This window comes from Skermanella pratensis, from assembly GCF_008843145.1.
GTDB lineage: Bacteria > Pseudomonadota > Alphaproteobacteria > Azospirillales > Azospirillaceae > Skermanella > Skermanella pratensis.
Genome location: NZ_CP030265.1, coordinates 2,211,368 through 2,234,455, shown reverse-complemented (window position 1 = coordinate 2,234,455; position 23,088 = coordinate 2,211,368). Strand labels below are relative to the sequence as shown.

19 protein-coding genes and 1 riboswitch are annotated in these 23,088 nt (G+C 66.6%); of the genes, 10 read left to right on the top strand and 9 right to left on the bottom strand.

Features of this window, described 5'->3' with window-relative positions; translation table 11 throughout:
• Positions 1-2 precede the first annotated feature (2 nt).
• Positions 3-120, bottom strand: a riboswitch (TPP riboswitch).
• 65 nt (positions 121-185) lie between these two features.
• Complete coding sequence (locus tag DPR14_RS10070; RefSeq protein WP_158045010.1) at positions 186-1,097, bottom strand: hypothetical protein; 912 nt, start codon at positions 1,095-1,097, stop codon at positions 186-188.
• Positions 1,098-1,295: 198 nt separating this feature from the next.
• Complete coding sequence (locus DPR14_RS10065) at positions 1,296-1,520, bottom strand: hypothetical protein (RefSeq protein WP_158045009.1); 225 nt, start codon at positions 1,518-1,520, stop codon at positions 1,296-1,298.
• 295 nt (positions 1,521-1,815) lie between these two features.
• Between DPR14_RS10065 and DPR14_RS10060 the strand changes: the two genes are divergently transcribed.
• Positions 1,816-3,012, top strand: coding sequence for an EAL domain-containing protein (locus tag DPR14_RS10060; RefSeq protein WP_158045008.1), 1,197 nt, complete (start codon positions 1,816-1,818; stop codon positions 3,010-3,012).
• 57 nt (positions 3,013-3,069) lie between these two features.
• On the opposite strand, the gene DPR14_RS10055 is transcribed toward DPR14_RS10060, so the two are convergent.
• From DPR14_RS10055 to DPR14_RS10030, 6 genes are all read right to left on the bottom strand, one after another.
• On the bottom strand, positions 3,070-4,707 hold the full coding sequence (locus DPR14_RS10055) for a response regulator (protein WP_158045007.1): 1,638 nt from the start codon (positions 4,705-4,707) through the stop codon (positions 3,070-3,072).
• On the bottom strand, positions 4,704-6,647 hold the full coding sequence (locus DPR14_RS10050) for a PAS-domain containing protein (protein ID WP_192499390.1): 1,944 nt from the start codon (positions 6,645-6,647) through the stop codon (positions 4,704-4,706). Before DPR14_RS10050 ends, DPR14_RS10055 begins: the two co-directional genes overlap by 4 nt.
• Positions 6,648-6,963: 316 nt before the next feature.
• Complete coding sequence (locus DPR14_RS10045; RefSeq protein ID WP_158045005.1) at positions 6,964-7,674, bottom strand: metallophosphoesterase family protein; 711 nt, start codon at positions 7,672-7,674, stop codon at positions 6,964-6,966.
• Between the two features lie 233 nt (positions 7,675-7,907).
• On the bottom strand, positions 7,908-8,780 hold the full coding sequence (locus DPR14_RS10040; protein WP_246149124.1) for a cytochrome c: 873 nt from the start codon (positions 8,778-8,780) through the stop codon (positions 7,908-7,910).
• A 2-nt stretch (positions 8,781-8,782) separates the two neighbouring features.
• Positions 8,783-9,298, bottom strand: coding sequence for a c-type cytochrome (locus tag DPR14_RS10035; RefSeq protein WP_158045004.1), 516 nt, complete (start codon positions 9,296-9,298; stop codon positions 8,783-8,785).
• 92 nt (positions 9,299-9,390) lie between these two features.
• Complete coding sequence (locus DPR14_RS10030) at positions 9,391-11,562, bottom strand: DUF3141 domain-containing protein (protein ID WP_158045003.1); 2,172 nt, start codon at positions 11,560-11,562, stop codon at positions 9,391-9,393.
• Positions 11,563-11,828: 266 nt separating this feature from the next.
• Between DPR14_RS10030 and DPR14_RS10025 the strand changes: the two genes are divergently transcribed.
• From DPR14_RS10025 to DPR14_RS09985, 9 genes are all read left to right on the top strand, one after another.
• Positions 11,829-13,082 (top strand): ROK family transcriptional regulator, encoded by a 1,254-nt coding sequence (locus tag DPR14_RS10025; protein ID WP_158045002.1) that lies wholly within the window; start codon positions 11,829-11,831, stop codon positions 13,080-13,082.
• A 64-nt stretch (positions 13,083-13,146) separates the two neighbouring features.
• Positions 13,147-14,721, top strand: coding sequence for a sugar ABC transporter ATP-binding protein (locus DPR14_RS10020; RefSeq protein ID WP_246149121.1), 1,575 nt, complete (start codon positions 13,147-13,149; stop codon positions 14,719-14,721).
• A gap of 52 nt (positions 14,722-14,773) precedes the next feature.
• Positions 14,774-15,790, top strand: coding sequence for an ABC transporter permease subunit (locus DPR14_RS10015; protein ID WP_158045001.1), 1,017 nt, complete (start codon positions 14,774-14,776; stop codon positions 15,788-15,790).
• 64 nt (positions 15,791-15,854) lie between these two features.
• Complete coding sequence (locus tag DPR14_RS10010; RefSeq protein WP_158045000.1) at positions 15,855-16,802, top strand: ABC transporter substrate-binding protein; 948 nt, start codon at positions 15,855-15,857, stop codon at positions 16,800-16,802.
• Between the two features lie 122 nt (positions 16,803-16,924).
• Entirely contained in the window at positions 16,925-17,914 is a 990-nt protein-coding gene (locus DPR14_RS10005) for a PfkB family carbohydrate kinase (RefSeq protein ID WP_158044999.1), read from the top strand.
• Positions 17,911-19,410, top strand: coding sequence for a glucose-6-phosphate dehydrogenase (gene zwf, locus DPR14_RS10000; RefSeq protein WP_158044998.1), 1,500 nt, complete (start codon positions 17,911-17,913; stop codon positions 19,408-19,410). The genes DPR14_RS10005 and zwf overlap by 4 nt, the downstream gene beginning before the upstream one ends.
• A gap of 17 nt (positions 19,411-19,427) precedes the next feature.
• Positions 19,428-21,254: a phosphogluconate dehydratase gene (gene edd / locus DPR14_RS09995; RefSeq protein WP_158044997.1), complete on the top strand. Its 1,827-nt coding sequence runs from the start codon at positions 19,428-19,430 to the stop codon at positions 21,252-21,254.
• A gap of 8 nt (positions 21,255-21,262) precedes the next feature.
• On the top strand, positions 21,263-21,892 hold the full coding sequence (gene eda, locus DPR14_RS09990; RefSeq protein ID WP_211103960.1) for a bifunctional 4-hydroxy-2-oxoglutarate aldolase/2-dehydro-3-deoxy-phosphogluconate aldolase: 630 nt from the start codon (positions 21,263-21,265) through the stop codon (positions 21,890-21,892).
• 156 nt (positions 21,893-22,048) lie between these two features.
• Positions 22,049-22,531: a hypothetical protein gene (locus DPR14_RS09985; RefSeq protein ID WP_158044996.1), complete on the top strand. Its 483-nt coding sequence runs from the start codon at positions 22,049-22,051 to the stop codon at positions 22,529-22,531.
• Between the two features lie 78 nt (positions 22,532-22,609).
• Here DPR14_RS09985 and bfr read toward each other — a convergent pair whose 3' ends face one another.
• Entirely contained in the window at positions 22,610-23,086 is a 477-nt protein-coding gene (gene bfr / locus DPR14_RS09980; RefSeq protein ID WP_158044995.1) for a bacterioferritin, read from the bottom strand.
• Positions 23,087-23,088: the final 2 nt, after the last annotated feature.

Here is a 23,088-nt window from a genome sequence, read left to right as displayed (position 1 = left end):
GAGTCCTTGCCTTCTCCCCTTCCTACGCCGGCACGACCCGGATCAGGTTCAAAGGGTCTCCGCGTTGCCGCTAGGCCGACGGAATCTCAGCCCCCTATCGGGGCTCCCCTGGGAATACGCCGATCCTCACGGCATCGCTGCCGCTTGTCAAGCCGCCAGTCGTCGGGAGGCCGAGCCCGACGTCTTCAGAGGGGCTTCAGGAAACAGGGCCGGTTCCGGACCGCGACCGGGTCGGACTGGAAGGTCTGGATCGCGTAGGCCGGGGTTCCCTCCAACAGGTCCCGCATGACGATGCCCATCGGATGGGGGCTGGCGCCGTATGTCAGCTGCACCCGATCCGCCGGTCCGGCATCGGCGATGAAAAAGGTGTCGAACGGCCGTGCGACGCTCCAGCGGGAGCGGACCGGCCCGGCGGCGGACACGCCGTACCGGGTCACGGGAGAGATCGTGCCGGGAATCGGGGTCAGGCCGGTGGTGTCGACCAGGGCGGTGAAGATGAACTGGGCCGGGTCGTCGGGATCGTTGACCCGAAACCCCCAGGTCTGCATCCACTCCATCTCGGCGGCCGCGGCCATGCCGTCGCGGACCGGGTTCGGCGATGGCAGGTTGACCAGGAAGCTGGTCCTGAACGTCGGTTCGCCGAACAACTCCTTGCCGACCGCGACGGTGGCCGGGTCATCGCAGGGCACGAACAGGCGGTGGGTTCCCAGCAGCTTGGTCTGCTCGTCGCCCATCAACCATTGGTCGAAGGTGATGTCGGGAACCTCACCCCCGCGGCCCTCCGGACAGGCCACGATGCTCAATTCCAGTTCCTGGACGACTCCAGCCGCCGACGACGCCCACTGGTCGGGCGGCAGGTTCAGCCCGGCCGACCGGAAGGCGGTATTGACCTGGAAACTGCAGCAGACCGATGCCCTGCCGCCGAAAATCGCGGGCTGCAGGCCGCTCCCCTCAAAAAGCTCCATGATCCTGCCGGGATCGACGAGGTGGTGGACCATGCAGCTGGACAGCGAAGAATAGTGCAAAGGCATTGCCACTCCCGGCGGCACCGTCGGCAGTCGGGTGGGTGTGTCGGGCTTCTTGGCTGTGGTCGGCATTTCCTGGCTTCCTACGGGGATGTGTAGCCAAGGGATATAAAACCGCCGATAGGCAAAATGCTACCAGTTTCCTCCGCATTGATGTTACGAATCTGAAACTTTCATTTTGTCCGCCGAAATCACGGCCATGTCCATGGAGGGCGGGTCCGGCAGCGGACCCCGCCACGGCGTCTCTCCGGGCCGCGGCGGGGCAAGGCCCTATTTCTCGGTTTTTGCCAGAACGTGGAGCGCCTGGGCCCACAGGAAGTATTTGCACGTCGCCAGTTCTTCGATCGTATCGATACCGAAGGCTTCCTTGAGCTTAAGCGCATCGCCCTCGGTGACGCCCGCAAGGGCGGCGGGAGATTGGGCCATCAGTTGCTTCGACGTCATGCCTTCATAGGTCTTGTCAAGAATCGCTTTCAGACTTTCGATTGCGGCCATCGCCAGCTCCTTGATAGAGGTTACATAACATAGCAATTCTAACCAACAGGCAGGCACGCTTTCTCTGGGTAGAAGCGCTGATATGCATATTGCACAAGAGAAATCCAAGGCATGGACCAGCCTTCTCATCCCGTCAAAAATGAAACATTTCGCTTGGCTTGCAAACGCCTGGATCCGATCGAGCGGATTATTTGACCAGGAGGGCTTGCCTTTACAATAATCGGATTAGGCCGTATTTTCCTGAAAATGGTTTGTTCCGGTTCGGTAGCCGGCAGTCCTCCGTGGAGATCCTCCCTTGATCCGCAAGACGTTTCGACCAGGTGCAACGATCTTCTTCGAGGGACAGCCGGCCGACTGCGCCTATATCGTGGAGCGGGGACAGGTCGAGATCTGCGCCACCCGGGACCAGACCCACATCACGCTGGCGACGCTCGGCCGGGGCGAGATCTTCGGCGAGATGGCGGTGCTGGACGACAGCCTCCGGTCTGCCGCCGCCCGGGCGACGGAAGAGACGGAGGTGCTGATCATCCGGCGGGATCAGCTGAAGCGGCGTATCCAGGAAGTGGAGCCGATCGTCGGGCAACTGCTCGGCAGCCTGATCAGCCGGTTCAGGCAGGCGCAGAACGGCCTTCTCAACGACTTGCCAAGCCGGGACCGGGGAACGGCGAGCCACCTGGTGGTGTCGGCGCCGACCGGCGGCACCGAGCGCGGCGAGTCGGCGCTGAATTGGATAAGCCGCGAATACGACCTGGAACGGGGCCTCGAGGCCGGGGAGTTCGAGCCGTTCTTCCAGCCGATCGTGACCATCGCGGGCGGCGAGCTCGCCGGGTTCGAAGCATTGGCGCGCTGGCGCCATCCCGACCGCGGCCTGGTGCCGCCGTGCGAGTTCATCGACCTGAGCGAGAAGAGCGGGCTGATCCGCCGCATGGACCTGACCATCATGGCCGAGGCCTGCGCCCTGCTGCGGCAGGCCGCCGGCGACCGCCCCCTGCCCTTCCTGAGCGTAAACCTGTCGTCTCAGCATTTCACGGACATGGACGTGGTGGGCGCCCTGGCGGAGCGGCTGGAGATGACCGGGTTTCCGGCCGAACGACTGAAGGTCGAACTGACCGAGACCGCCCTGGTCCACGATCCCCACCAGGCCTACGAGGTCATGTGCAGGATCAAGGACCTTGGCGCGACCCTGGCGCTGGACGACTTCGGAACCGGCTACTCGAGCCTTTCCTACCTGCACAAGTTCCCGTTCGACGTGCTGAAGATCGACCAGTCGTTCGTCCGTGCGCTGGGCAAGCAAGGGCGTACGCATCACATCGTCGAAACCATCATCACCCTGGCACGCCGCATGGGCATGGAGGTGGTGGCGGAAGGCGTCGAGTCGGCCGATCTGATCCAGCCGCTTCGGGATCTGGGATGCACGTTCGGCCAGGGTTATCATTACAGCCGGCCGGTTCCGGCGGATGTCATGGGCGGGATGCTCGATCAACGTCGTTGATGGGGCGGCGGGACAGCGGCCCGGCACGCTGCCGGAGGACACCGCCCACCCTCTGCGTCAGCCGAGCCCCTCCTCGTCCAGGCCGCGGTCCAGGATCGTCAGGAAGGCGTCGACCACCAGAGGGTCGAAATGGGTGCCGCTCTGCGTTTTCAAATGGTCGATCGTGTCCTGGAGGGTCCAAGCCTCCTTGTAGGGGCGCTTGTGCATCAGCGCGTCATAGACGTCGGCGACGGCGGTGATCCTGCCGCTGACCGGGATCGCGTCGCCGTTGAGGCCGGCGGGATAGCCGGTTCCGTCGTATTTCTCGTGGTGGGACTCCGCCACTTCGGCGCCCAGGCTCAGGTAGCTGCGGCCCGGGACCATCTTGGCGACTTCGCGAAGGACGTTTCCGCCGATCGTCGGATGCTGACGGATCACGGCCATCTCCTCCTCGGTCAGGCGGGCCGGCTTGTTCAGGATGCTGTCGGGCAGGCCGACCTTGCCGACGTCGTGCAGGATGCTGGCGAGGCCGATCTGGTCGACGAATCGGTCGTCGATCTCGTCTGGAAAGGCGCCGCGCGCCTTCAGCTCCGCCGCGATCAGGCCGGTCAGCCGCTCGATCCGGCGGACATGGTGGCCGGTGATCTCGTCCTTGAACTCGGCCAGCTTGCCCAGCGCATAGACCGTCGCCTTCTGGGCGTTGAGCACCTGTTCGTAGAGATAGACGTTGTCGAAGGCGATCGCGACCTTGCCGCAGAAGATTTCCAGCAGGTTGCGGTCCAGGTCGCCCAGGGGCGGATGACCCTCCAGGTAGACGACGCTGGTCGAATGGTTGCGCGAGCGGAACACGATCACGCTATGGTCGGCGCAGTAGATGTTACGGCCTTCGTCGAGGGATCGCCGGATGTCGGCGACGGCATCGGCCGAAAGGATCCGATCGAGCGGCTGCCCGGGTTCCACGCCGAGCATCTCCGAGCTGGCGAGCACCTGCAGCGCGCCGACCGGCGCCGCGCCGCCGTCCTGGCAGACGGTGCAGAGCAGCGACCCGGTCGCGCCGTGGATCAGCGATCGAAGCTGGAGCAACACGCCTTCGACGAACTGGCTCATGGAGCGGTGCTCGAACAGGGACGCCGATCCGTCGATGATCTTTTCCAGCCCGCGGCGGCTCATGTCGATGCTGATGATGTGCTGGTACGACCGCAGGGCGGCGACCACCGCCGTGAACAGCTTCTGGGACGTCAGCTCGCTCTTGGATTTGTAGTCGTTGATATCGTAGTTGACGATCACCTGGCGCTCGGGCGCCTGTCCCGGCTGGCCCGTGCGCAGGATGACCCGGACCTGCTCGTTCCCCGCCGTGCGCCGGATGAATTCGACGCAGCGCAGGCCGGCATCGTCGGTCTCCATCACCACGTCGAGCAGCACGACGGCTGTATCGGGATGCTCCAGGATCAGGTGGCAGGCCTCCGACGCGCTGAAGGCGCTGATGAATTCGAGCGGCCGGTCGTCGAAGACGAAGTCGTTGAGGACGACCTTGGTGATCGCGTGGACCTCCCGGTCGTCGTCGACGATCATCACCTTCCAGGGCTTGATCCTGCGGCGGTTCGCCGTCGCGCTGTCGAGGGTCGGGGAATCGGCCTCTTCCCCCTCCCCGTCCGCCTCGTCGGCGAACAGCAGGTCGTCGTCGTCCTCGCCGATTTCTCCGTCGATGGCTGTCATCGCTCGTCGATCCAAAGCTCCACTTGACCCGGGGCGGTCCTGGGAATGGCGAGGATGAAGGCGGCGCCCTCTCCCACGGCGCTCCGCACTTCGATGGTGCCACCCAGGCTCTGGGTCACGATGTTGTAAACGATGTGCAGCCCCAGTCCGGTGCCTCCCGTTCCCCGCCTGGTGGTGAAGAAAGGCTCGAAGATTCGCGCCAGGTTCTTTTCCGGGATGCCCCGCCCGGTGTCGGCATAGCGTATCACCACGGTATCGCTGTCGCTCAACTCCGCGGAGATCGAGATCGTTCCGGTCTGCCCATCGGAGAAGCCATGGAGTATGGAGTTCATCACGAAGTTGGTCAGCACTTGGGATAATGCACCCGGATAGCTGTCGATTTCAAGATCATGCGGACAGTCCACCACGACCGCGTGCTGGGTCTGCTTCAGCCGCGGCTTCAGGCTGAGCAGGATCTCGGCGATGTATGTCGACAGGTTGAAGCGGCGCCGGATGTCCGTGGACTGGTCCACCGCCACCTGCTTGAAACTCTGGATCAGCTCGGCCGCGCGGCCGATGGTGGCGACCATGATCGCCGACGTCTCGACCGCGGTCTCCAGGTAGCGCTCGGCCTCCGACTTCTTCAGCTTGCCGCCCTGGAACTGGGCGCGGAACTCCGCCGTCCGTTCGCCCAGGTGGGAGGCCGCGGTCAGCGCCGTGCCGATGGGCGTGTTGATCTCGTGCGCGACGCCCGCCACCAGGGAGCCGAGCGCCGCCATCTTCTCCGCCTGGATCAGGCTGTTCTTTGCCTGCTGGAGGCCGGAATAGGCCAGTTCCGCCGCCTCCTTCGAGGCGCGCAGCTCGTCCTCGGCGGCCTTGCGCTTGGTGATGTCGGTATAGCTGCACACGAATCCGCCGCCCGGCAGGCGGTTGCTGCGCGCCTCCACCACGGTCCCGTTGGGACGCCGCCGCTCGTAGATCGGCCGGCTTTCGAGCAGCGCCCGCTGGTCGCCCCGGAACAGCCCGACCTCCGACTCGGGCAGGGTATCGAATTCGCCCTGGTCCGCGAGATAGCCGGCGATCTCGTCCTTGGTCGGGCCGCTCTCCAGGAAATCGGCGGGAAGTCCCAGAAGCTCGACGCAGCGCCTGTTCCACCCGATCACCCGGAGGTCGCGGTCGGTGATCAGCATGGCCTGGTCCATGTTCTCCAGCGTGGCCTTCAGCATGGCCCGCTCGACCGCCAGCTCCTGCTCGATGCGCTTGCGCTCGTTGATCACGTTGACCGCGGTCAGGCTGGCCTGCTCGCCCTTGTGGTCGAACAGCCGCGCCGAGAGCAGCGCCCAGAACGGCCGCTTCATGCTGTCGGCCAGCTGGACCTCGAACTCGTCCACCTGGCCGTCCTGGCGCAACAGGATGCCGAGGCGCCGCCGCTCCTCCTCGACCACGTAGAAATCCGTGGCATAGCGCCCCACCGCGAGGTCGGAGGCGATCCCGAACAGTTCCGACGCCCGCCGGTTGATCTGGAGGATCTTCGCATCCGATGTCCTGGCGAGGACCAGCGGCACGGGCACGGCGTCGATCAGCTCGCGCTGGACGACCTCCGCCTGCTTGCGCGCCGTGATGTCGGTGAAGCCCACGAGGAAGGCGTCCTCGCCGTGATAGGGAATCAGCACGGCCGACAGGGTGACCCAGAAGATCCTGCCGTCCGCATTGCGCAGCCGCACCTCGCGCTCGTCGATCCGGCCAGTCTGCTCCAACGCCGCCTGGACGTCCTCGTAGTCGGTGCGCGTGGCGTACTTGACCGTGGAGCGGCGGCCCATCATGGACGCGGCGTCCTGGTTGGCGATCCTGGCCAGCGGCGTATTGACGTAGAGGACCACCTCGTCGCAGCGCCGCAGGACGGCGACCGGGAACGGTATGGCGTCGAGGATGAGTTGCTGGCCGGCCCGGGTCGGATCCACCGTTCCGCCGTCGTCGCCATGCCGGGCGAACAGCCCTTCCGGCAGGACCGGGGTTTCCCGAGCGGACGGCGCACGGGACGGCGTTCCACCGATCAGGTCGGCGGGAGAAAGGCCGGACGGCTGGGTCGGGTCCGATCGGTGGCGGCGTCCGGCTAACCATCCCCCCCGAAGGCGGTGGCCGCGCCCAGTAGCAGCAGCGAAGCATTTATCATTATCGTTCACGAAGCGGCGTTTGCTCGCCGGACGATAAGGAAAATTCGATTATGAAAAGTTTTCAGATCGAGGCTGCGACATCAACACGCGGAAACTTTGTATTCTAATATTGTGTCGCGTCCTGTCGGACCTGTGCGGACTTGGCCGGCACGGCGAGCCTCCACAACCCGGCGCGCGCGATTCCGACGACCCGCAGGCCCGCGGGAAGCATGACCTGATAGCCGATATGGTGGTGCCCATGGATGATCAGGCGGGCTCCCATGGAGCGGGCGAGATCGTCCAGCACGGTGAAACCGTGCCTGTGGCTGCTGGGCGCTTCGTGGCACACCAGCACGTCGGCGTGCTGCTCCTTGAGCTTCTGGTAGTCCTCCCACCAGATCGACACCCGCTGGGCCAGGGGCAGACCGCCCCGCCAGCGATGGCCGGCCGGCAGGGAGTCCAGGTAGGAGGCCCGGTTCGGGTGGCGCGGCGTCCCGTCGCCTTCCGACGGGTGCCAGATCCGTCCGCGGAACACGCCGCCCAGGCCGGCGACGCGGAATCCCGGTGACATCTCGACCACCTGCCCATGCAGGTTGCGGTCGGCCAAGCCGCTGTCGAACAGGTTGCTGTACCAGTGGACCCGGTCGCCGTCATGGTTGCCGGGGATCCACCAGACCGGAACACCCGCCGAGACGACCGGGGCGAGCGCCTCCTCCAGCGGCTGCTCCAGGTCGTGGTCGCCGACGATCACGACCGCCTTCGGCCGCTTGGCGGCGACAGCTCTGATGATCTGGGAGAAACTGCCGTGGGGATCGCCACAGAATAGAATGGTCATGGCGTGCCCCGTCGAGCGGCCTGTCGGCGCTGGTCGGGCACGCACATCTCAACTTCCTCCTTACGGGCGCCTGCGCCCGAGACCGGTCCTGCTCCCTGGTGGAGGCTCCGGTCCCGCGACCGGAAAGACCGCCTCGACGCATCCAAAACTTCGTTATTAGTGTAAAGTGCCCAGCTTTCTCACGAAACCCGAAAAGTGGGCAATTCGGATCCGAGGGCAGTCCCGGAGTCCGCTCATCCGCCCGGCGGCACGGTCAGCAGATAGGCCGCAATCGCCTCGCGGTCCTCCGCGGTGAGCCTGGACGTGCTGTTCTCCACCACCTCGTTCATGCCGCCGCCGACGAAGTCGCCGTCGGGCATCATGCCGATCTCCAGCATGAAGGCGATTTCGCCCGGCGACCAATTGCCGATGCCCTTCTCGGAATCGGACGTGATGTTCGGCACCGGCTTGCCTTCCGGACCGTCGGCCGAACCGGCGAGCATCCGTCCGTGATCCATGGCGCCGAGGAAGTTGCGCGGGCTGTGGCATTCGCCGCAGTGGCCCGCCGCCTGGACGAGATAGCGCCCGCGCTCCCATTGCGCATCACGGCCGGGCTCGGGCGACAGGCCGCCGTCCTCCAGGAAAAGGGCCTGCCAGGCCGGCAGCAGGAAGCGCCAGCCGAAGGGCGGCGACACGTCGTGGGGCCGGTTCGGCTTCGACACGGCGGGCTGCGCGTCCAGATAGGCCTTGAGGTCGCGCAGGTCCTGGTCGGTCAGATGCCTGAACGAGGTATAGGGAAAGACCGGGAAATAGGCCGTGCCGTCCGGCGAGCGGCCCTCGCGCAGTGCGCGGATGAAATCCTCGTCGGTCCAGCCGCCGATCCCGGTCTCCGGGTCGGGGGTTATGTTCGGCCCGTAGAAGGTGCCGAACGGTGTCTTCAGGGCCCGCCCGCCGGCCAGGCGGGGAGCTTCCTTGGATTCGGTGTGGCACCCCAGGCAGCCGGCGGCGTCGAAGATGTACTCGCCGCGCTTGACCGGATCATCCCCGGCCGTCTGGGCCATCGAGGGGGCTACGCCGCCGGCCGCAAGGGCCAGCGGCACGCCCAGGCGTAGAAGCCAGGAAGCCACGTTCAGTTTTTCTTCTGGCGGAAATCGTCGTGGCAGCCGCCGCAGGACTGCCCGACCTGGCCGAACTGCCGGGCAATCGTTGCGCGGTCGCCGCCGTCGGCGGCGGACGACAGCTCGTTGCTCGCCGTAACCAGCCGGGCGGCGGCCTGCTCGAACTTCGGCCACTGCTGCCAGATCTCGGGCTTGGCCTCGCTGCCATCGATCCTGCCGATGCCGGTGTCGGCGGGGAACAGGCTGGGCGCGATCTTCTGCGATGCCTGCCGGATCGCCGCGGCGCCCTCGCGCACCCCTTCGACCGTGCCGCCCTCGTTCTTGACGTAGGCGGAAATCTTCTTCATCGCGTCGCCCATGGATTTCATGGTCGTTTCGCGTTCCTTGACCACGGCGGCCGGGTCGGCGGACACCGGCCGCTGGGACTGGGCGGCGGCCTGGCCGATCGCGGCGACAAGGCATCCTGCCGAAGCGACGCAGATCACGGCATTTCGGACGATGCCTCGTTTTTGACTGATCCTGCTCAACGCAACTCTCCTTCCGCTGGTGATCAGGGAAGTAGACGCGAAACGCGGGCTCTCCACCCCGCGCCAGAGGGGTTAAGCCTTTGGTGGTCCGCTCAGGCGGTGACCGCCCGTCCGGGTTTCCGCTCCTCCAGTCCAAGCACCGCCTGGATTTGGTCGAGCCGGGCCTCCGCTTTCGCGGACAGCGCGCCCTGGGCCCGGGAGATGCGCCGGACGGCGTCCAGGACGCGTTCGCGGCCCTCGCGATCGGGGACGAGGCTCGGAAGAGCGCGAATCGCACGCTCCTCGTCGATCTGGAGGATGGCGGCCTGGACGCGGACGCAGTCCTTCACTTGCGCGACGCTCACCCGTTCCGCGTCGGGCCGCTCGTCGCGGATCCGCTCCATCATCCGGAAGGTGCGCTCATCCACCATGCGCCGGTCTTCCCGGAAGACGTAGATCAGCGCGCGCATCAGCGCCTCCAGCCGCCCGCCCTCCTCGATCCGGGTCGCCAGCAGCGCCAGCCTGGCCTTCGCAAGCTCGGCGCGCAGCGCGGCGTCACCCCGCCGGCGGACATGCCGCGCGCCCTCGGCGCGCAGTCCCACGGCTGCCTCTACCAGGGGAGCGCCGTAGATGGCCTTGAACAGCCGCTCATAGGCGAGATCCCGGGACTTGCGGTACTCCTCCAGCGCCTCGACGATGCCGTCCGACATCCGCCGTTCCGCCTGGACGAAGGGGTTGTCGGGAGATGCTGGCCGGCGGTCCCGCCGGACCGCCTCGGCCAGGGGCTCCAGCGGCCGCATGAAGGGGTTATGGTCCGACGCCGTCAGGCGTTCGAGCCGCGCGGGGTGCATCAGGCGCAGCCAGCGGGCCGACGCCTCGGTGACGAAGGGGGTGATCCAGGGGCGGGCGAAGGTCTCGTAAAGGCTCTCGTTGACCTGGGAGACGCGGGCGACGGTCTCGAACCGCAGCTCGTCCTCCCGTGTGTCGTCCAGCTTTAGGATGTCGGCGATCTCGCGCGCCTCGAAGCGCATGACGTAGCGGTCCGGGATCAGGTCGGCGTTGGGCAGGTCCGGCCGCTTGTCGTCGATTATCAGCTCGTACAGGCCCGGCGGCAGGATATCGATGAAGTCCAGGCCGCCGATGAACTCGGACGTGTGCTTCTGAGCCACCCTGGCCGACACGAAGATGCCGAGATGCCCGACATCCTCGTGCAGGGTATAGACGATCACCTGCTCGTTGATGCGGATCTCTTCCGCGCTGTCGTAGACGTCGGCGATCCAGTTCAGGGCCTGCTGGGGCGGCGTGATGTTGTCGCCCCACGACGCGAAGATCACGATGGGGGAGCGGATGTTGCGCAGGTCGATCGTCTTGCCGCCTTGCGACGGGACGATCTCGCCGCGCGCCAGCTTGTTGCCGATGAAAAGGCCGTTGACGATGGCGAGGATCTCCTCCTCGTTCATCAGGAAGATGCCGCCCCACCAGCGCTCGAACTCCAGGAACCGCTCCTCCTCGGTGTCGATCCTGGAGTACAGGTTGTAGTACTTGCTCCAGTAGGTGTTCGCCGGGTTCAGGTTCTCGAAGTTCCGGACCAGGTTGGCGCCGTCGAACCGGCCGTTGCCGAGGTCGCTGGCGAGCAACGCCGCCCAGGAACCGCCGGTCAGGCCGCCGGTGTAGCGCATCGGGTTCGATCCCTCGACGCCCGCCCAGTAGGAGAGCGGCGCTCCGGCCAGGATGATCGGCCCCATGATCTCCGGCCGGGCGGCGCTCAGGATGGCGACGGCCCAGCCGGCCTGGCAATTGCCGTAGATGCAGGGCTTGTCGCTGTCGGGGTGCAGTTCCCGGACCTTCTCGACGAACAGGGCCTCGGCCCGCGCCACGTCCTCCAGCGTCTGGCCCGGTTCCGGTTCCGGGAAGAAGGTCACGAAGTAGCAGGGATGGCCGAAGCGGAGCGCGAAGCCGACTTCGCTGTCCTCCTTGAAGCCGCCGATGCCCGGCCCGTGCCCCGCCCTGGGATCGACCACGATGAACGGACGCTTCGCCGGGTCGATCCGCTGCCCCGGCCTGGGCAGGATGCGGAGCAGGGCGTAATTGGCCGGCCGGTCCAGGGTCCTGCCGTCCAGCACCATCTCGTGCTCGAAAGCCAGCAGCGGCGGCTTGCCCTGCTCGAAATGCTCGACCGCGATGTTGCCGCGCTTGCGCAGGACATCCCAGAACAGGACCGAGCGCTGCGCGCTGTCGGTCACGTATTCGGCCCAGTCCTTGAAAAGCTCGGTGGAGATCGTCATCGGCTCGCTCCTGGCGGTGGCCTCCCCGGCCACGGGCCGGGTGACCGAAACTACTTTGAGGGAGGATGGAACGTTAAGAGCTTGTTAACCTTGTTGCTTCGCTGGAGTCAAGGAATGCCCCCTGTGGCGAAACCGCCCAGGAGCGTTCCGTCCCGGCCTGCGAAGATTAATTCAGACTGAATTATTTATTGACAGGCCTTCGGGACCATGTAAAAGTTAACTCAAGGTTAAGCGCTCAAGCGCGGTATTCGGGGAGGACGGTTGTGGTGACCAGCGCGTCGAATTCAGCCCTTCCGGGGGTCACGTCGAACGGCAACCCGGCCACGGGCCAGGGCAGCAACTCCGTCAACATCCGCCTGTTCAACGAGCGCGTGATCCTGAACGCGCTGCGCCGCCTGGGCCAGGCGTCCAAGGCGGACCTTTCCCGCTATGTCAGCCTCACGAACAACACCGCCGGCGTGATCGTCAAGGAACTGGAGGAGCGCAAGCTGATCCGCAGCGAGGGCAAGCGTTCCGGCGGCCGGGGCCAGCCCGCCACCCTGCTCTCCCTGGACCCCGACGGAGCCTATGCAATCGGCGTCAAGTTCGGCCGCCGGTCGATCGACACGCTGCTGGTGGATTTCCGCGGCCACGTCCTGGACCGGCGGCACCACGAGCTGGATTTTCCCATGCCGGACGAGGCGGTCGGCTTGGCGCTGCACGACATCGCGGCGCTGCGCAAGTCCGTCCCCCACGGGGCGTACGCCCGGATGGCCGGCATCGGCATCGCGACCCCTTACGACATGGGAAGCTGGCGGCGCGAACTGGACATCGCCTCCGAGGCGTACCGGGTCTGGAACGAGGTCGACATCCCCGCCCGCGTCGCCGCCGAGACCGGCCTGCCGGTCTTCCGGGAGAACGACGGCACGGCCGCGGCGGTCGCCGAGATGTTCCGCGGCAGGGGGCGCGAGCTGGACAGCTTCGTCCATGTCTTCATCGGCGCCGCGGTCGGCGGCGGCATCGTGCTGAACGGCGACTATTACCGCGGGTCCACCGGATATGGCGGCGACATCGGCCTGATGCCGGTCGGGCGCTCCCGCCTGGCGACAGCGCCGGAACCGGCGCGCAGCCACGACATCCTGCTGACCCGCGCCTCGATCAATTCGCTGATCCGCCACCTGCGCGGCAACGGCGTCCCGATCTCCAGCCGGAGCGAGGTCGAGGAGGCGTTCACCCGGCACCCCCGCCTGGTCGGGGAATGGCTGGAGGACTGCGCCGACGCCCTGGTGGTCCCGCTGCTCTCGGCGGCCCGGCTGCTCGACGTGGAGGCGATCGTCCTGGACGGCGACCTGCCGAAGTCGATCAAGGAGGACCTGCTGGAACGGCTGGCCCCGCTGCTCGACGCGGCGACGCCGGAAGCCCGCAAGCCGCCCCGGCTGCTGCTGGGGATGATCGGGCGGGAGGCATCCGCCCTGGGTGCCGCGATCCTGCCGCTGCACCTGAACTTCAGCCCGAGCAGGGAAATCCTCGTCAACCAATAGGCCGGTCCCGTCCCCGGCTTGGGGACCGGAGCAACGGCTACCGTCGACTTCACCGGAGGAAACCATGGGTGCGACCGCGCTTGGCCCGCATGCACAGGGTGCGCAGACACAGGATACGAGTCCGCCGACCCTGGAGATGCGCGGCATCTCCAAGACCTTTCCCGGCACCAAGGCGCTCAACAACGTGGCGCTCAAGGCCTGGGGCGGCGAGATCCTGTCCCTGATGGGCGAGAACGGCGCCGGCAAAAGCACCCTGATGAAGGTGCTGTCCGGCGCCTACCAGGCGGATCCCGGCGGGCAGATCCTGATCGACGGCCAGGTGATCGACATCAGCAACCCGCATGTGGCGCGCGAGCACGGCATCGCGATCATCTACCAGGAACTCAGCCTGCTGCCGAACCTCAGCGTCGCGGAGAACATCTTCTTCGGCCGCGAGCCGTCCAGGCGCGGCCTGATCGACCGGCGCGGCATGAAGGAGAGCTGCCGGGACGTGCTGAAGCGGCTGGGCGCCACCTTCGGCCCCGAGACGATCGTCGCGCAGCTTTCCATCGCCGAGCGCCAGCTGGTCGAGATCGCCCGGGCGCTCCATTCCAGGTCCAAGATCCTGGTGATGGACGAGCCGACCACCACCCTGTCGTCGCGCGAGACCGACCGGCTGTTCGCCCTGATGCGCCAGCTTCGCGACGACGGGCTGGCGATCATCTATATCAGCCACCGCATGGCCGAGGTCTACGAGCTGTCCGACCGGGTGTCGGTGCTGCGCGACGGGACCTATGTCGGCACGCTGGACAAGGACGACATCTCCGCCGAAAAGCTGGTGAAGATGATGGTCGGCCGCGATCTCAGCAGTTTCTACAAGCACGACCACGTCGCCAAGGCCGGCCGCGCCAAGGGCCAGCCGATGCTGGCGGTCGAAGGAATCACCGACGGCGGAAGGCGCGTCCACCCCGCCAGCTTCACGCTCTATGCAGGGGAGGTGCTGGGACTGGCGGGGCTGGTCGGGTCCGGCCGGACCGAGCTGGCCCGGCTGATCTACGGCGCCGACCCCAGGACCGCCGGCACCGTCAGGATAGACGGCAAGGAGGTGGACATCCGGACGCCGAAGGACGCCATCAACGCCGGCCTGACCTACCTGACCGAGGACCGCAAGCACCAGGGCCTGTTCCTGGACATGTCGGTCAAGGACAACATCAATTTCAGCGTGATCGGCCGCGATGCCTTCGGCGGCGGCGTGCTCAACCGCCGCAAGGCGGTGGACCGGGCGAAAAGCTCGATCGCCGAGCTGAAGATCCGCGTCGCCAGCGCGGCGGTCGGCGTCGGCACCCTGTCCGGCGGCAACCAGCAGAAGGTCCTGCTGTCGCGCTGGCTGGAATCCAAGCCGCGCGTGATGATCCTCGACGAGCCCACGCGCGGCGTCGACATCGGCGCCAAGGCCGAGATCTACCGCATCATCGACCAGCTCGCCCAGAGTGGCGTCGCGGTCCTGGTGATCTCCAGCGAACTGCCGGAGATCATGGGCATCTGCGACCGGATCCTGGTGATGCGCGAAGGACATATCGAGGGGCAGGTCGGCGGCGCCGACGGCCCTCCCGTCACCCAGGAAGCCATCATGGCGCTGGCCACCGGCGTCCAGCTCTGAGCGCTCGGGCAACGAACGCCGGCCGAGAGAAAATCCAGGAGGAAGTCTTCCCATGTGTTCGATGAAGACGATGGGCGCCGATACGCAGGTCGCCGAGCAGAAGTCGGCCGCGGCGGCAGCCCGCAAGCAGAACCTGAACACCATCATCCAGGTCGTCGGCATGCTTCCGGTGCTGATCCTGATCTGCATCGGGTTCGAGTTCGCCACGGGCAAGTTCCTGAACGCCCGGAACATCTCGATCGTGATGCAGCAGGCGTCGATCAACATCGTGCTGGCGACCGGCCTGACCTTCGTCATCCTGACCGGCGGCATCGACCTGGCGGTCGGCGCGGTGCTCGCGGTTTCCGCCGTCACCGCCGTCTCCATGACGCTGACCGGCATGCCCGACCTGGCGATCCCGCTGGCGCTTCTGGTCGGCCTGTCGCTGGGCGCGGTCAACGGCTGCCTGATCGCCTTCTTCCGCCTGCCGGCGTTCATCGTGACGCTGGGCGCCATGACCGCGGTGCGCGGACTGTCGCGGCTGACGGCCAACGACACCACAGTCTTCAACGCCAACCTGCCCTTCGCCTGGATCGGCAACAGCCAGCTGTTCGGCATCCCCTGGATGGTCGTCATCGCCCTGGCGGTGGTCGCGATCAGCTGGTTCATCCTGCGCCGCACCGTGCTGGGCGTCTGGATCTACGGCGTCGGCGGCAACCCGGACGCGGCCCGGCTGTCGGGCATCAAGGTCTGGGCGGTGCTGCTGTTCGTCTACGCCATGTCGGGAATGCTGGCGGGCCTCGCCGGCGTCATGTCCGCCGCCCGCACCCTGTCGGCCAACGGCGCGCAGCTCGGCATGGGCTACGAACTGGACGCCATCGCCGCGGTGATCCTGGGCGGCACGAGCTTCGTCGGCGGCATCGGCTCGATCTTCGGCACCCTGGTGGGGGCGCTGATCATCGCGGTGCTGTCCAACGGCCTGATCCTGATGAATGTCAGCGAGGTCTGGCAGCTCATCATCAAGGGACTGGTCATCGTCGGCGCGGTCGCGCTGGACCGGTACCGCAACAAGGGGAGCGCCCGCACCTGACACCCGCTCGAACCCCAGTTCCCCCCAATCGCAACCACACCAATCCCGAACCGGAGGAAACAACATGATCAAGAAGTCAGCCCTGCTCGCCGCCACCGCCCTGTTCGCCCTGACCGCCGCCGCGGCGGCGCCGGCCTCGGCCGCGGAACTGAAGTCGGTGGGCATCACCGTCGGCAGCCTGGGCAATCCCTTCTTCGTGCAGATCGCCAAGGGCGCCGAGGCGAAAGCCAAGGAGATCGGCGGCCCGGACACCAACGTGACGGTCGTCTCGTCCGACTACGACCTGAACAAGCAGTCGACCCAGATCGACAATTTCATCGCGTCGGGCGTCGACATGGTCCTGGTCAACGCCGCCGACCCCGTCGCGATCGAGCCGGCCATGGTCCGCCTGAAGGCGGCCGGCATCGTCGCGGTCGCGGTGGACGTCAGCGCCAAGGGCGCCGCCGCCACGGTCACCACCGACAACGTCGAGGCCGGCGTGAAGGCCTGCGAGTACATCGCGCAGAAGCTGAACGGCAAGGGCAACATGGTGATCATGAACGGCCCGCCGGTCTCCGCCGTGATCGACCGGGTCAACGGCTGCAAGGAGGCCCTGGCCAAGTCTCCCGACATCAAGATCCTGTCGGACAACCAGAACGGCAAGGGCTCCCGCGAGGGCGGGTTGGAAGTCATGATCGGCCTGCTGACCGCCTTCCCCGACATCGACGCGGTCTTCGCGATCAACGACCCGCAGGCGATCGGCGCCGACCTGGCGGCCAAGCAGCTGAACCTCACCGACCTGATCATCACCTCGGTCGACGGCGCGCCGGACATCGAGGGCGCCCTGAAGCAGGAAGGCAGCCTGATCCAGGCGTCGTCCGCCCAGGACCCCTACGCGATGGCCCAGAAGGCGGTCGAGGTCGGCAACGAGATCCTGCAGGGCAAGCAGCCGGCGCAGGCCACCACCCTGATCCCGGCGGAGCTGATCACCCGCGAGAATGTCGGCCAGTACAAGGGCTGGACATCGAATTGAGCGGGTAGCAAAGACCCGCCGGAAAACTCTCCCCGCGCCGTCCGCTTTCCTCCCTCGTGCGGCGCGGGCTTTTCTCTCACCATCACCTTACTTATCGTCAACGTCCAGTCGAAGAGGTCCACATGGCAGACGCGATCTGCATGGGCGAGCTGTTGATCGATTTCGTCCCCGTGACCACGGGCACCGATCTGCTGACGGCCACCGCGTTCCAGAAGGCTCCCGGCGGCGCCCCCGCCAACGTCGCGGTGGGCCTCTCCCGGCTGGGAACCAGCAGCGCGCTGATGGGGCGGGCCGGCGAGGACGGCTTCGGCCGCTTCCTGATCAAGACGCTGGAGGATTCCGGCGTCGACGTCAGCCTGATGCGCCGTTCGCGCCGCACCCGCACCCCGCTGGCCTTCGTGTCCCTGGCGGAGGATGCCGAGCGCGAGTTCCTGTTCTACGGCGATCCCAGCGCCGGCTTCAGCCCAGAGGATGTCGATTTCGATGCCATCGCGAAGTCGAAGCTGGTCCATTTCGGCTCGATCGGACTGATCCCGGAAGCTTCCTGCGCCGCCACGCTCCAGGCGGTGGACGCGGCCCGCTGCCAGGGACTTCATGTCTCGTTCGACGCCAACCTGCGGCTCGACCTGTGGCCGACCGCGGACAGCGCCCGGGAGGCGATCCGCGAGGGGATCGAGCGGGCTACGATCGTCAAGCTCAGCGACGACGAGCTGGACTTCCTGACCGGGGCGAAGGACCCGGTCGAGGGTGCGCGGGCCCTGATGCATGCCGGGACGGCCCTGATGGTGGTGACGCACGGCCGCCACGGCTGTACCTTCGTGACGCGGGAGGTTGCCGGCAAAGCTCCAAGCTTCAAGGTCGGTCCCGTGGATACCACCGGTGCGGGCGATGCTTTCATGGCCGGTCTTTTGACGGGACTGCTCGAACACCCGATTGCACCCCTGACATCCGACCTGCTTCATGCCATGTGCCTTTTCGCGAATGCTGCGGGCGCCCTGGCGACGACGCAGCGAGGTGGCATTCCCGGGCTGCCGTATCGGGCGGACGTGACGGCGCTGGTCGGCAAAGGCCCGGCCGGGACTGGAATGACAAGCAAGGAGGCTGAAGGATGACTTCACACACGGCTCCGGTCGAAACCTTCGATTACCTCGTGTTCGGCGGGACCGGCGACCTGGCACTTCGAAAGCTCCTGCCTGCCCTCTACCTGCGCGACAAGGCCGGCCAGATCACCTCCGAGAGCCGCATCATGGCGGTCTCCCGCAGCCAGCTGGACGTGGCCGATTACAAGGCCAAGGCCGAGGAAGCCCTGCGGCGCCACCTGCATGCGGGCGAGTTCGACGAGGCGACGTGGGAACGGTTCGGCGCGAGGCTGGACTATGTCGCCGCCGACGCCACCTCTACCCAGGGCTGGGACGGGCTACAGGCGAACCTGCAGGGGCGCGACGGCGTCGTCCGGGTCTTCTACCTGGCGACCTCGCCCGAACTGTTCGGCCCGATCTCCGAACGGCTGCAGGCCTTCGGCCTGGTCACCGAGAAATCCCGGGTCGTGCTGGAGAAGCCGATCGGCCGCGACCTGGAATCCGCGAAACGGATCAACGACGAGGTCGGCGGGGTCTTCGCCGAGGAGCAGATCTACCGCATCGACCATTACCTGGGCAAGGAAACGGTCCAGAACCTGCTGGCGCTGCGCTTCGCCAACTCACTGTTCGAACCGGTTTGGGACGCGGGCCATGTGGACCATGTCCAGATCACCGTGGCCGAGACCGTCGGCGTCGAGGGGCGCGGCGGCTATTACGACAATTCCGGCGCGCTCCGCGACATGGTGCAGAACCACCTGATGCAGCTGCTCTGCCTGGTCGGTATGGAACCGCCGGTCTCGCTCGACCAGGAAGCGGTCCGCGACGAGAAGATCAAGGTGCTCCGGTCGCTGAAGTCCATCGGGGTGGAGAACATCGCGTCCTGCACGGTGCGCGGCCAGTACCGCGCCGGCGCCGTCGACGGTGCCGCGGTCGGCTCCTACGCCGAGGAGGCCGGCGCCTCGCCCGGCGGCAAGCCCAGCAATACCGAGACCTTCGTGGCCCTGAAGGTCGAGATAGAGAACTGGCGCTGGTCGGGCGTCCCGTTCTACCTGCGGACCGGCAAGCGCATGCCGGCCAAGGTGTCCGAGATCGTCATCCAGTTCCGCCAGGTGCCGCACTCGATCTTCCCGCGGGGTGCCGGCGAGATCACGCCCAACCTGCTGGTCGTCCGCCTCCAGCCGGACGAGAGCATCCGGCTGAACCTGATGGCCAAGGACCCCGGCCCGGGAGGCATGCGCCTGCGCGAGGCGTCGCTGAACCTCAGCTTCGCCGAGACGTTCAAGAGCAGGTTCCCCGACGCCTACGAGCGCCTGCTGATGGACGTGGTCCGGGGCAACCCGACCCTGTTCATGCGTCGCGACGAGGTGGAGGCGGCTTGGCGCTGGACCGAAAGCATCCTGGATGCCTGGGCCGCGCGCGGCGACACCGTCAAGCCCTATATCGCGGGCACCTGGGGTCCCTCCCAGTCCGTTGCCCTGATCGAACGCGACGGCCGGACCTGGCACGACGACGCCATGACCGCCGGCTGACCCGAAGGAGAGACGAGATGGAGCTGAACCAGACCATCGCCCGCGTCACCGACCGCCTGATCGAGCGCAGCGCCGACCAGCGCTCCGCCTATCTCGCCCGGATCCGCGCGGCGGCAGACAAGGGACCGACCCGGTCGCGGCTGTCGTGCAGCAACCTGGCGCACGGCTTCGCCGCCTGCGCCCCGTCCGAGAAGCAGGACCTGGCGGAGACGGCGAAGCCCGACATCGCCATCGTTTCCGCCTACAACGACATGCTGTCGGCGCACCAGCCGCTGGAGACCTTCCCCGCCATCATCAAGCGCGCGGTCCACGAGAACGGCGGAGTCGCCCAGTTCGCCGGCGGCGTTCCGGCCATGTGCGACGGGGTGACCCAGGGCAACGCCGGGATGGAGCTGTCCCTGTTCAGCCGAGACGTGATCGCCATGGCGACCGCGGTAGCCCTGTCCCACGACATGTTCGACGGCGCGCTGATGCTGGGCGTGTGCGACAAGATCGTGCCGGGCCTGGTGATCGGAGCATTGTCGTTCGGCCACCTTCCGACCATCATGGTGCCGGCCGGCCCCATGACCTCGGGCCTTCCCAACGCCGAAAAGTCGCGCATCCGCCAGCTTTACGCCGAGGGCAAGGTCGGCCGCGACGCCCTGCTGGACGCGGAGTCGAAGTCCTATCACGGCCCGGGCACCTGCACCTTCTACGGCACCGCCAACAGCAACCAGATGCTGATGGAGATCATGGGTCTCCACCTGCCCGGCGCCGCCTTCATCAATCCCGGCACTCCGCTGCGCGATGCGCTGACCGCCGCCGCCGGCAAGCGCGTGCTGGAAATCACGGCGCTGGGCAACCAGTACACCCCGGCCGGCGAGGTGGTCGACGAGCGGGCGGTGGTGAACGGCGTGATCGGGCTGCTCGCCACGGGCGGCTCGACCAATCACACGATCCACCTGATCGCCATGGCCCACGCTGCCGGCATCTCTCTGAGCTGGCAGGATTTCGCCGACTTGTCGGGCGTGGTGCCCATGCTCGCCAAGGTCTATCCCAACGGCAACGCCGACGTGAACCATTTCCACGCCGCCGGCGGCATGGCCTTCGTGATCCGCGAACTGCTGGATGCCGGCCTGCTGCACGAGGAGGTGCGGACCGTCGCGGGCGACGGCGGCATGCGCCGCTACGCCGAGGAACCCGTGTTCGAAGGCGAGAAGCTGGCTTGGCGGCCGGGAACCGCCGTGTCGCTCGACGCCAAGGTGCTGGGCACGGTGGAGGCTCCGTTCGCCAAGGACGGCGGCATCAAGGTGCTGGACGGCAATTTCGGCCGGGCGGTGATCAAGACCTCGGCGGTGAAGCGCGAGCACCGTTTCGTCGAGGCCCCCGCCCGGGTCTTCACCGGGCAGGCCGAGCTCCAGGCCGCCTTCAAGCGCGGCGAGCTTCACCGCGACTTCGTCGCCGTCGTGACCTTCCAGGGCCCCAAGGCCAACGGGATGCCGGAGCTCCACAAGCTGACGCCGCCCCTGGGCGTGCTCCAGGACCTGGGCTTCAAGGTGGCGCTGGTGACCGACGGCCGGATGTCGGGCGCGTCGGGCAAGGTGCCGGCCGCCATCCATGTCACCCCGGAGGCTGCCTCGGGCGGCATGATCGCCCGGATCCGCGACGGCGACATGGTGCGGCTCGACGCGGAGAACGGTACCCTGGAAATCCTGTTGGACGCCGAGGAGTTCGCCGCCCGCGAGCCCGCGTCGCCCGACCTGACCGGCAACCGCTTCGGCACCGGCCGCGACCTGTTCGGCGCCTTCCGCGCGCTGGTCGGCGGCGCCGAGGACGGCGCGTCGGTCTTCACTACCGCAGCATGAGGAACTGAATGATGCAGACGATCTCCGCCATCCTGGCGCTCGGCCCCGTCGTCCCCGTACTGACCATCGACGACGTGGAGACCGCGGTCCCCCTCGCCCGCGCCCTGGCGAAAGGCGGCCTGCCCGCGATCGAGGTGACCCTGCGCACGGCGGCGTCGCCCGACGCGATCAGGGCCATCGCCGCGGAGGTCCCCGAGGCCGTCGTCGGCGCCGGCACGATCCTGACCCCGAAGCACTACGAGGCGGCGGTCGATGCCGGCGCGCGCTTCATCGTCAGCCCGGGCTGCACGCCGGACTTGGTCCGGGCCGCGACCGACTCGGAAGTGCCGTTCCTGCCGGGGGCCGCGACCGCTTCGGAGGTCATGTCGCTGATGGGCGCCAACTTCACGCACATGAAGTTCTTCCCGGCGGGACCCGCCGGCGGCGTCAAGATGCTGGCGGCATTGGCGGCCCCCCTGCCCGCCGTCCGCTTCTGCCCGACCGGAGGCGTCACCCTGGAGAACGCGCCGGACTACCTGGCCCTGCCGAACGTCGCCTGCGTCGGCGGTTCCTGGGTGGCCCCCGCCGATGCGGTCAAGGCGCGCGACTGGGGCAGGATCGAGGAACTGGCCCGCGCAGCGGCGGCTTTGCGGAAGTGAAACAGTAGGTCGGCCTTCGCCGCAAGGCGAACGCCGACGCCCCGTTCGACGAGGGCGTCGATGCCGATCCGCCGATAGTCCTGATTGGATGTCGGCGTTCGCCCTTCGGGCGAAGGCCGACCTACGAACTCGTCGAAGTCATTCCGCCGATGACGTGTGCCGAGTCCGCGTCCTTACCGGAATACCGACGCGGTTGAGTTCCTTGCACAAATCATCTGTGTTCTGATTGATGACCTGAACCAGTTCCTGGACCGCAGCCTTGACAATCACATGGAGCTCGTTGCGGAGTTCGACGTGATCCTGCTTGGTCGCGAAACCGCGAAGCTCATTGCGGAGTTCGACGTGATCCTGCTTGGTCGCGAAACCGCGAAGCTCATTGCGGAGTTCGACGTGATCCTGCTTGGTCGCGAAACCGCGAAGCTCATTGCGGAGTTCGACGTGATCCTGCTTGGTCGCGAAACCGCGAAGCTCATTGCGGAGTTCGACGTGATCCTGCTTGGTCGCGAACGGCAACTCAGACATGTCCTGCTTCAACTCCGAGCGCAGATCCACCAGATCCTGCTTGGTCGCAAGTTTCGCGAGGGCATCGTCGAGCTGCTCTCCTATCGTCTCTTGCACCATGCGCACCCCCCGCAGTGATACGGCGACCGTCCAATCAGAAAACCTATGCACGGTAGGTTCGCGGACCACCGGAGTCAAATCAAAAGGGGTAGCGGATCACGACCCCTTGAACATCTGTTCCTGCTTGTAGTTCTCCCGGCCGACCCCGTCGATCAGGCGGAGCTGGTGGGTCAGCCAGTCGATATGCTCCTCGGTATCCGTGAGGATGTCGGTGAACAGCTCGCGGGTGATGAAATCCCGGATCTGCTCCGTGACTTCGATCGCTTCCAGCAGGGATTCCCGGCCGTTCCGCTCGGTTTCCATCTCCAGCTCGACCATCTCGGGGACGTCGTTGCCGGTCTTGATCTTGTTCAGGTCCTGAAGGTTGGGCATTCCTTCCAGGAACAGGATGCGCTCGATCAGCCGGTCGGCATGCTTCATCTTGGAGATGGATTCCTGGTAGCTGTGGTCGGCCAGGCGCTCCAGGCCCCAGTCCTTCAGCATTCGGGCGTGGAGGAAATACTGGTTCACCGCCGTCAGTTTGCCCGTCAGGATCTTGTTCAGGTGGCGGATAACGCCGGGATCGCCCTTCATCT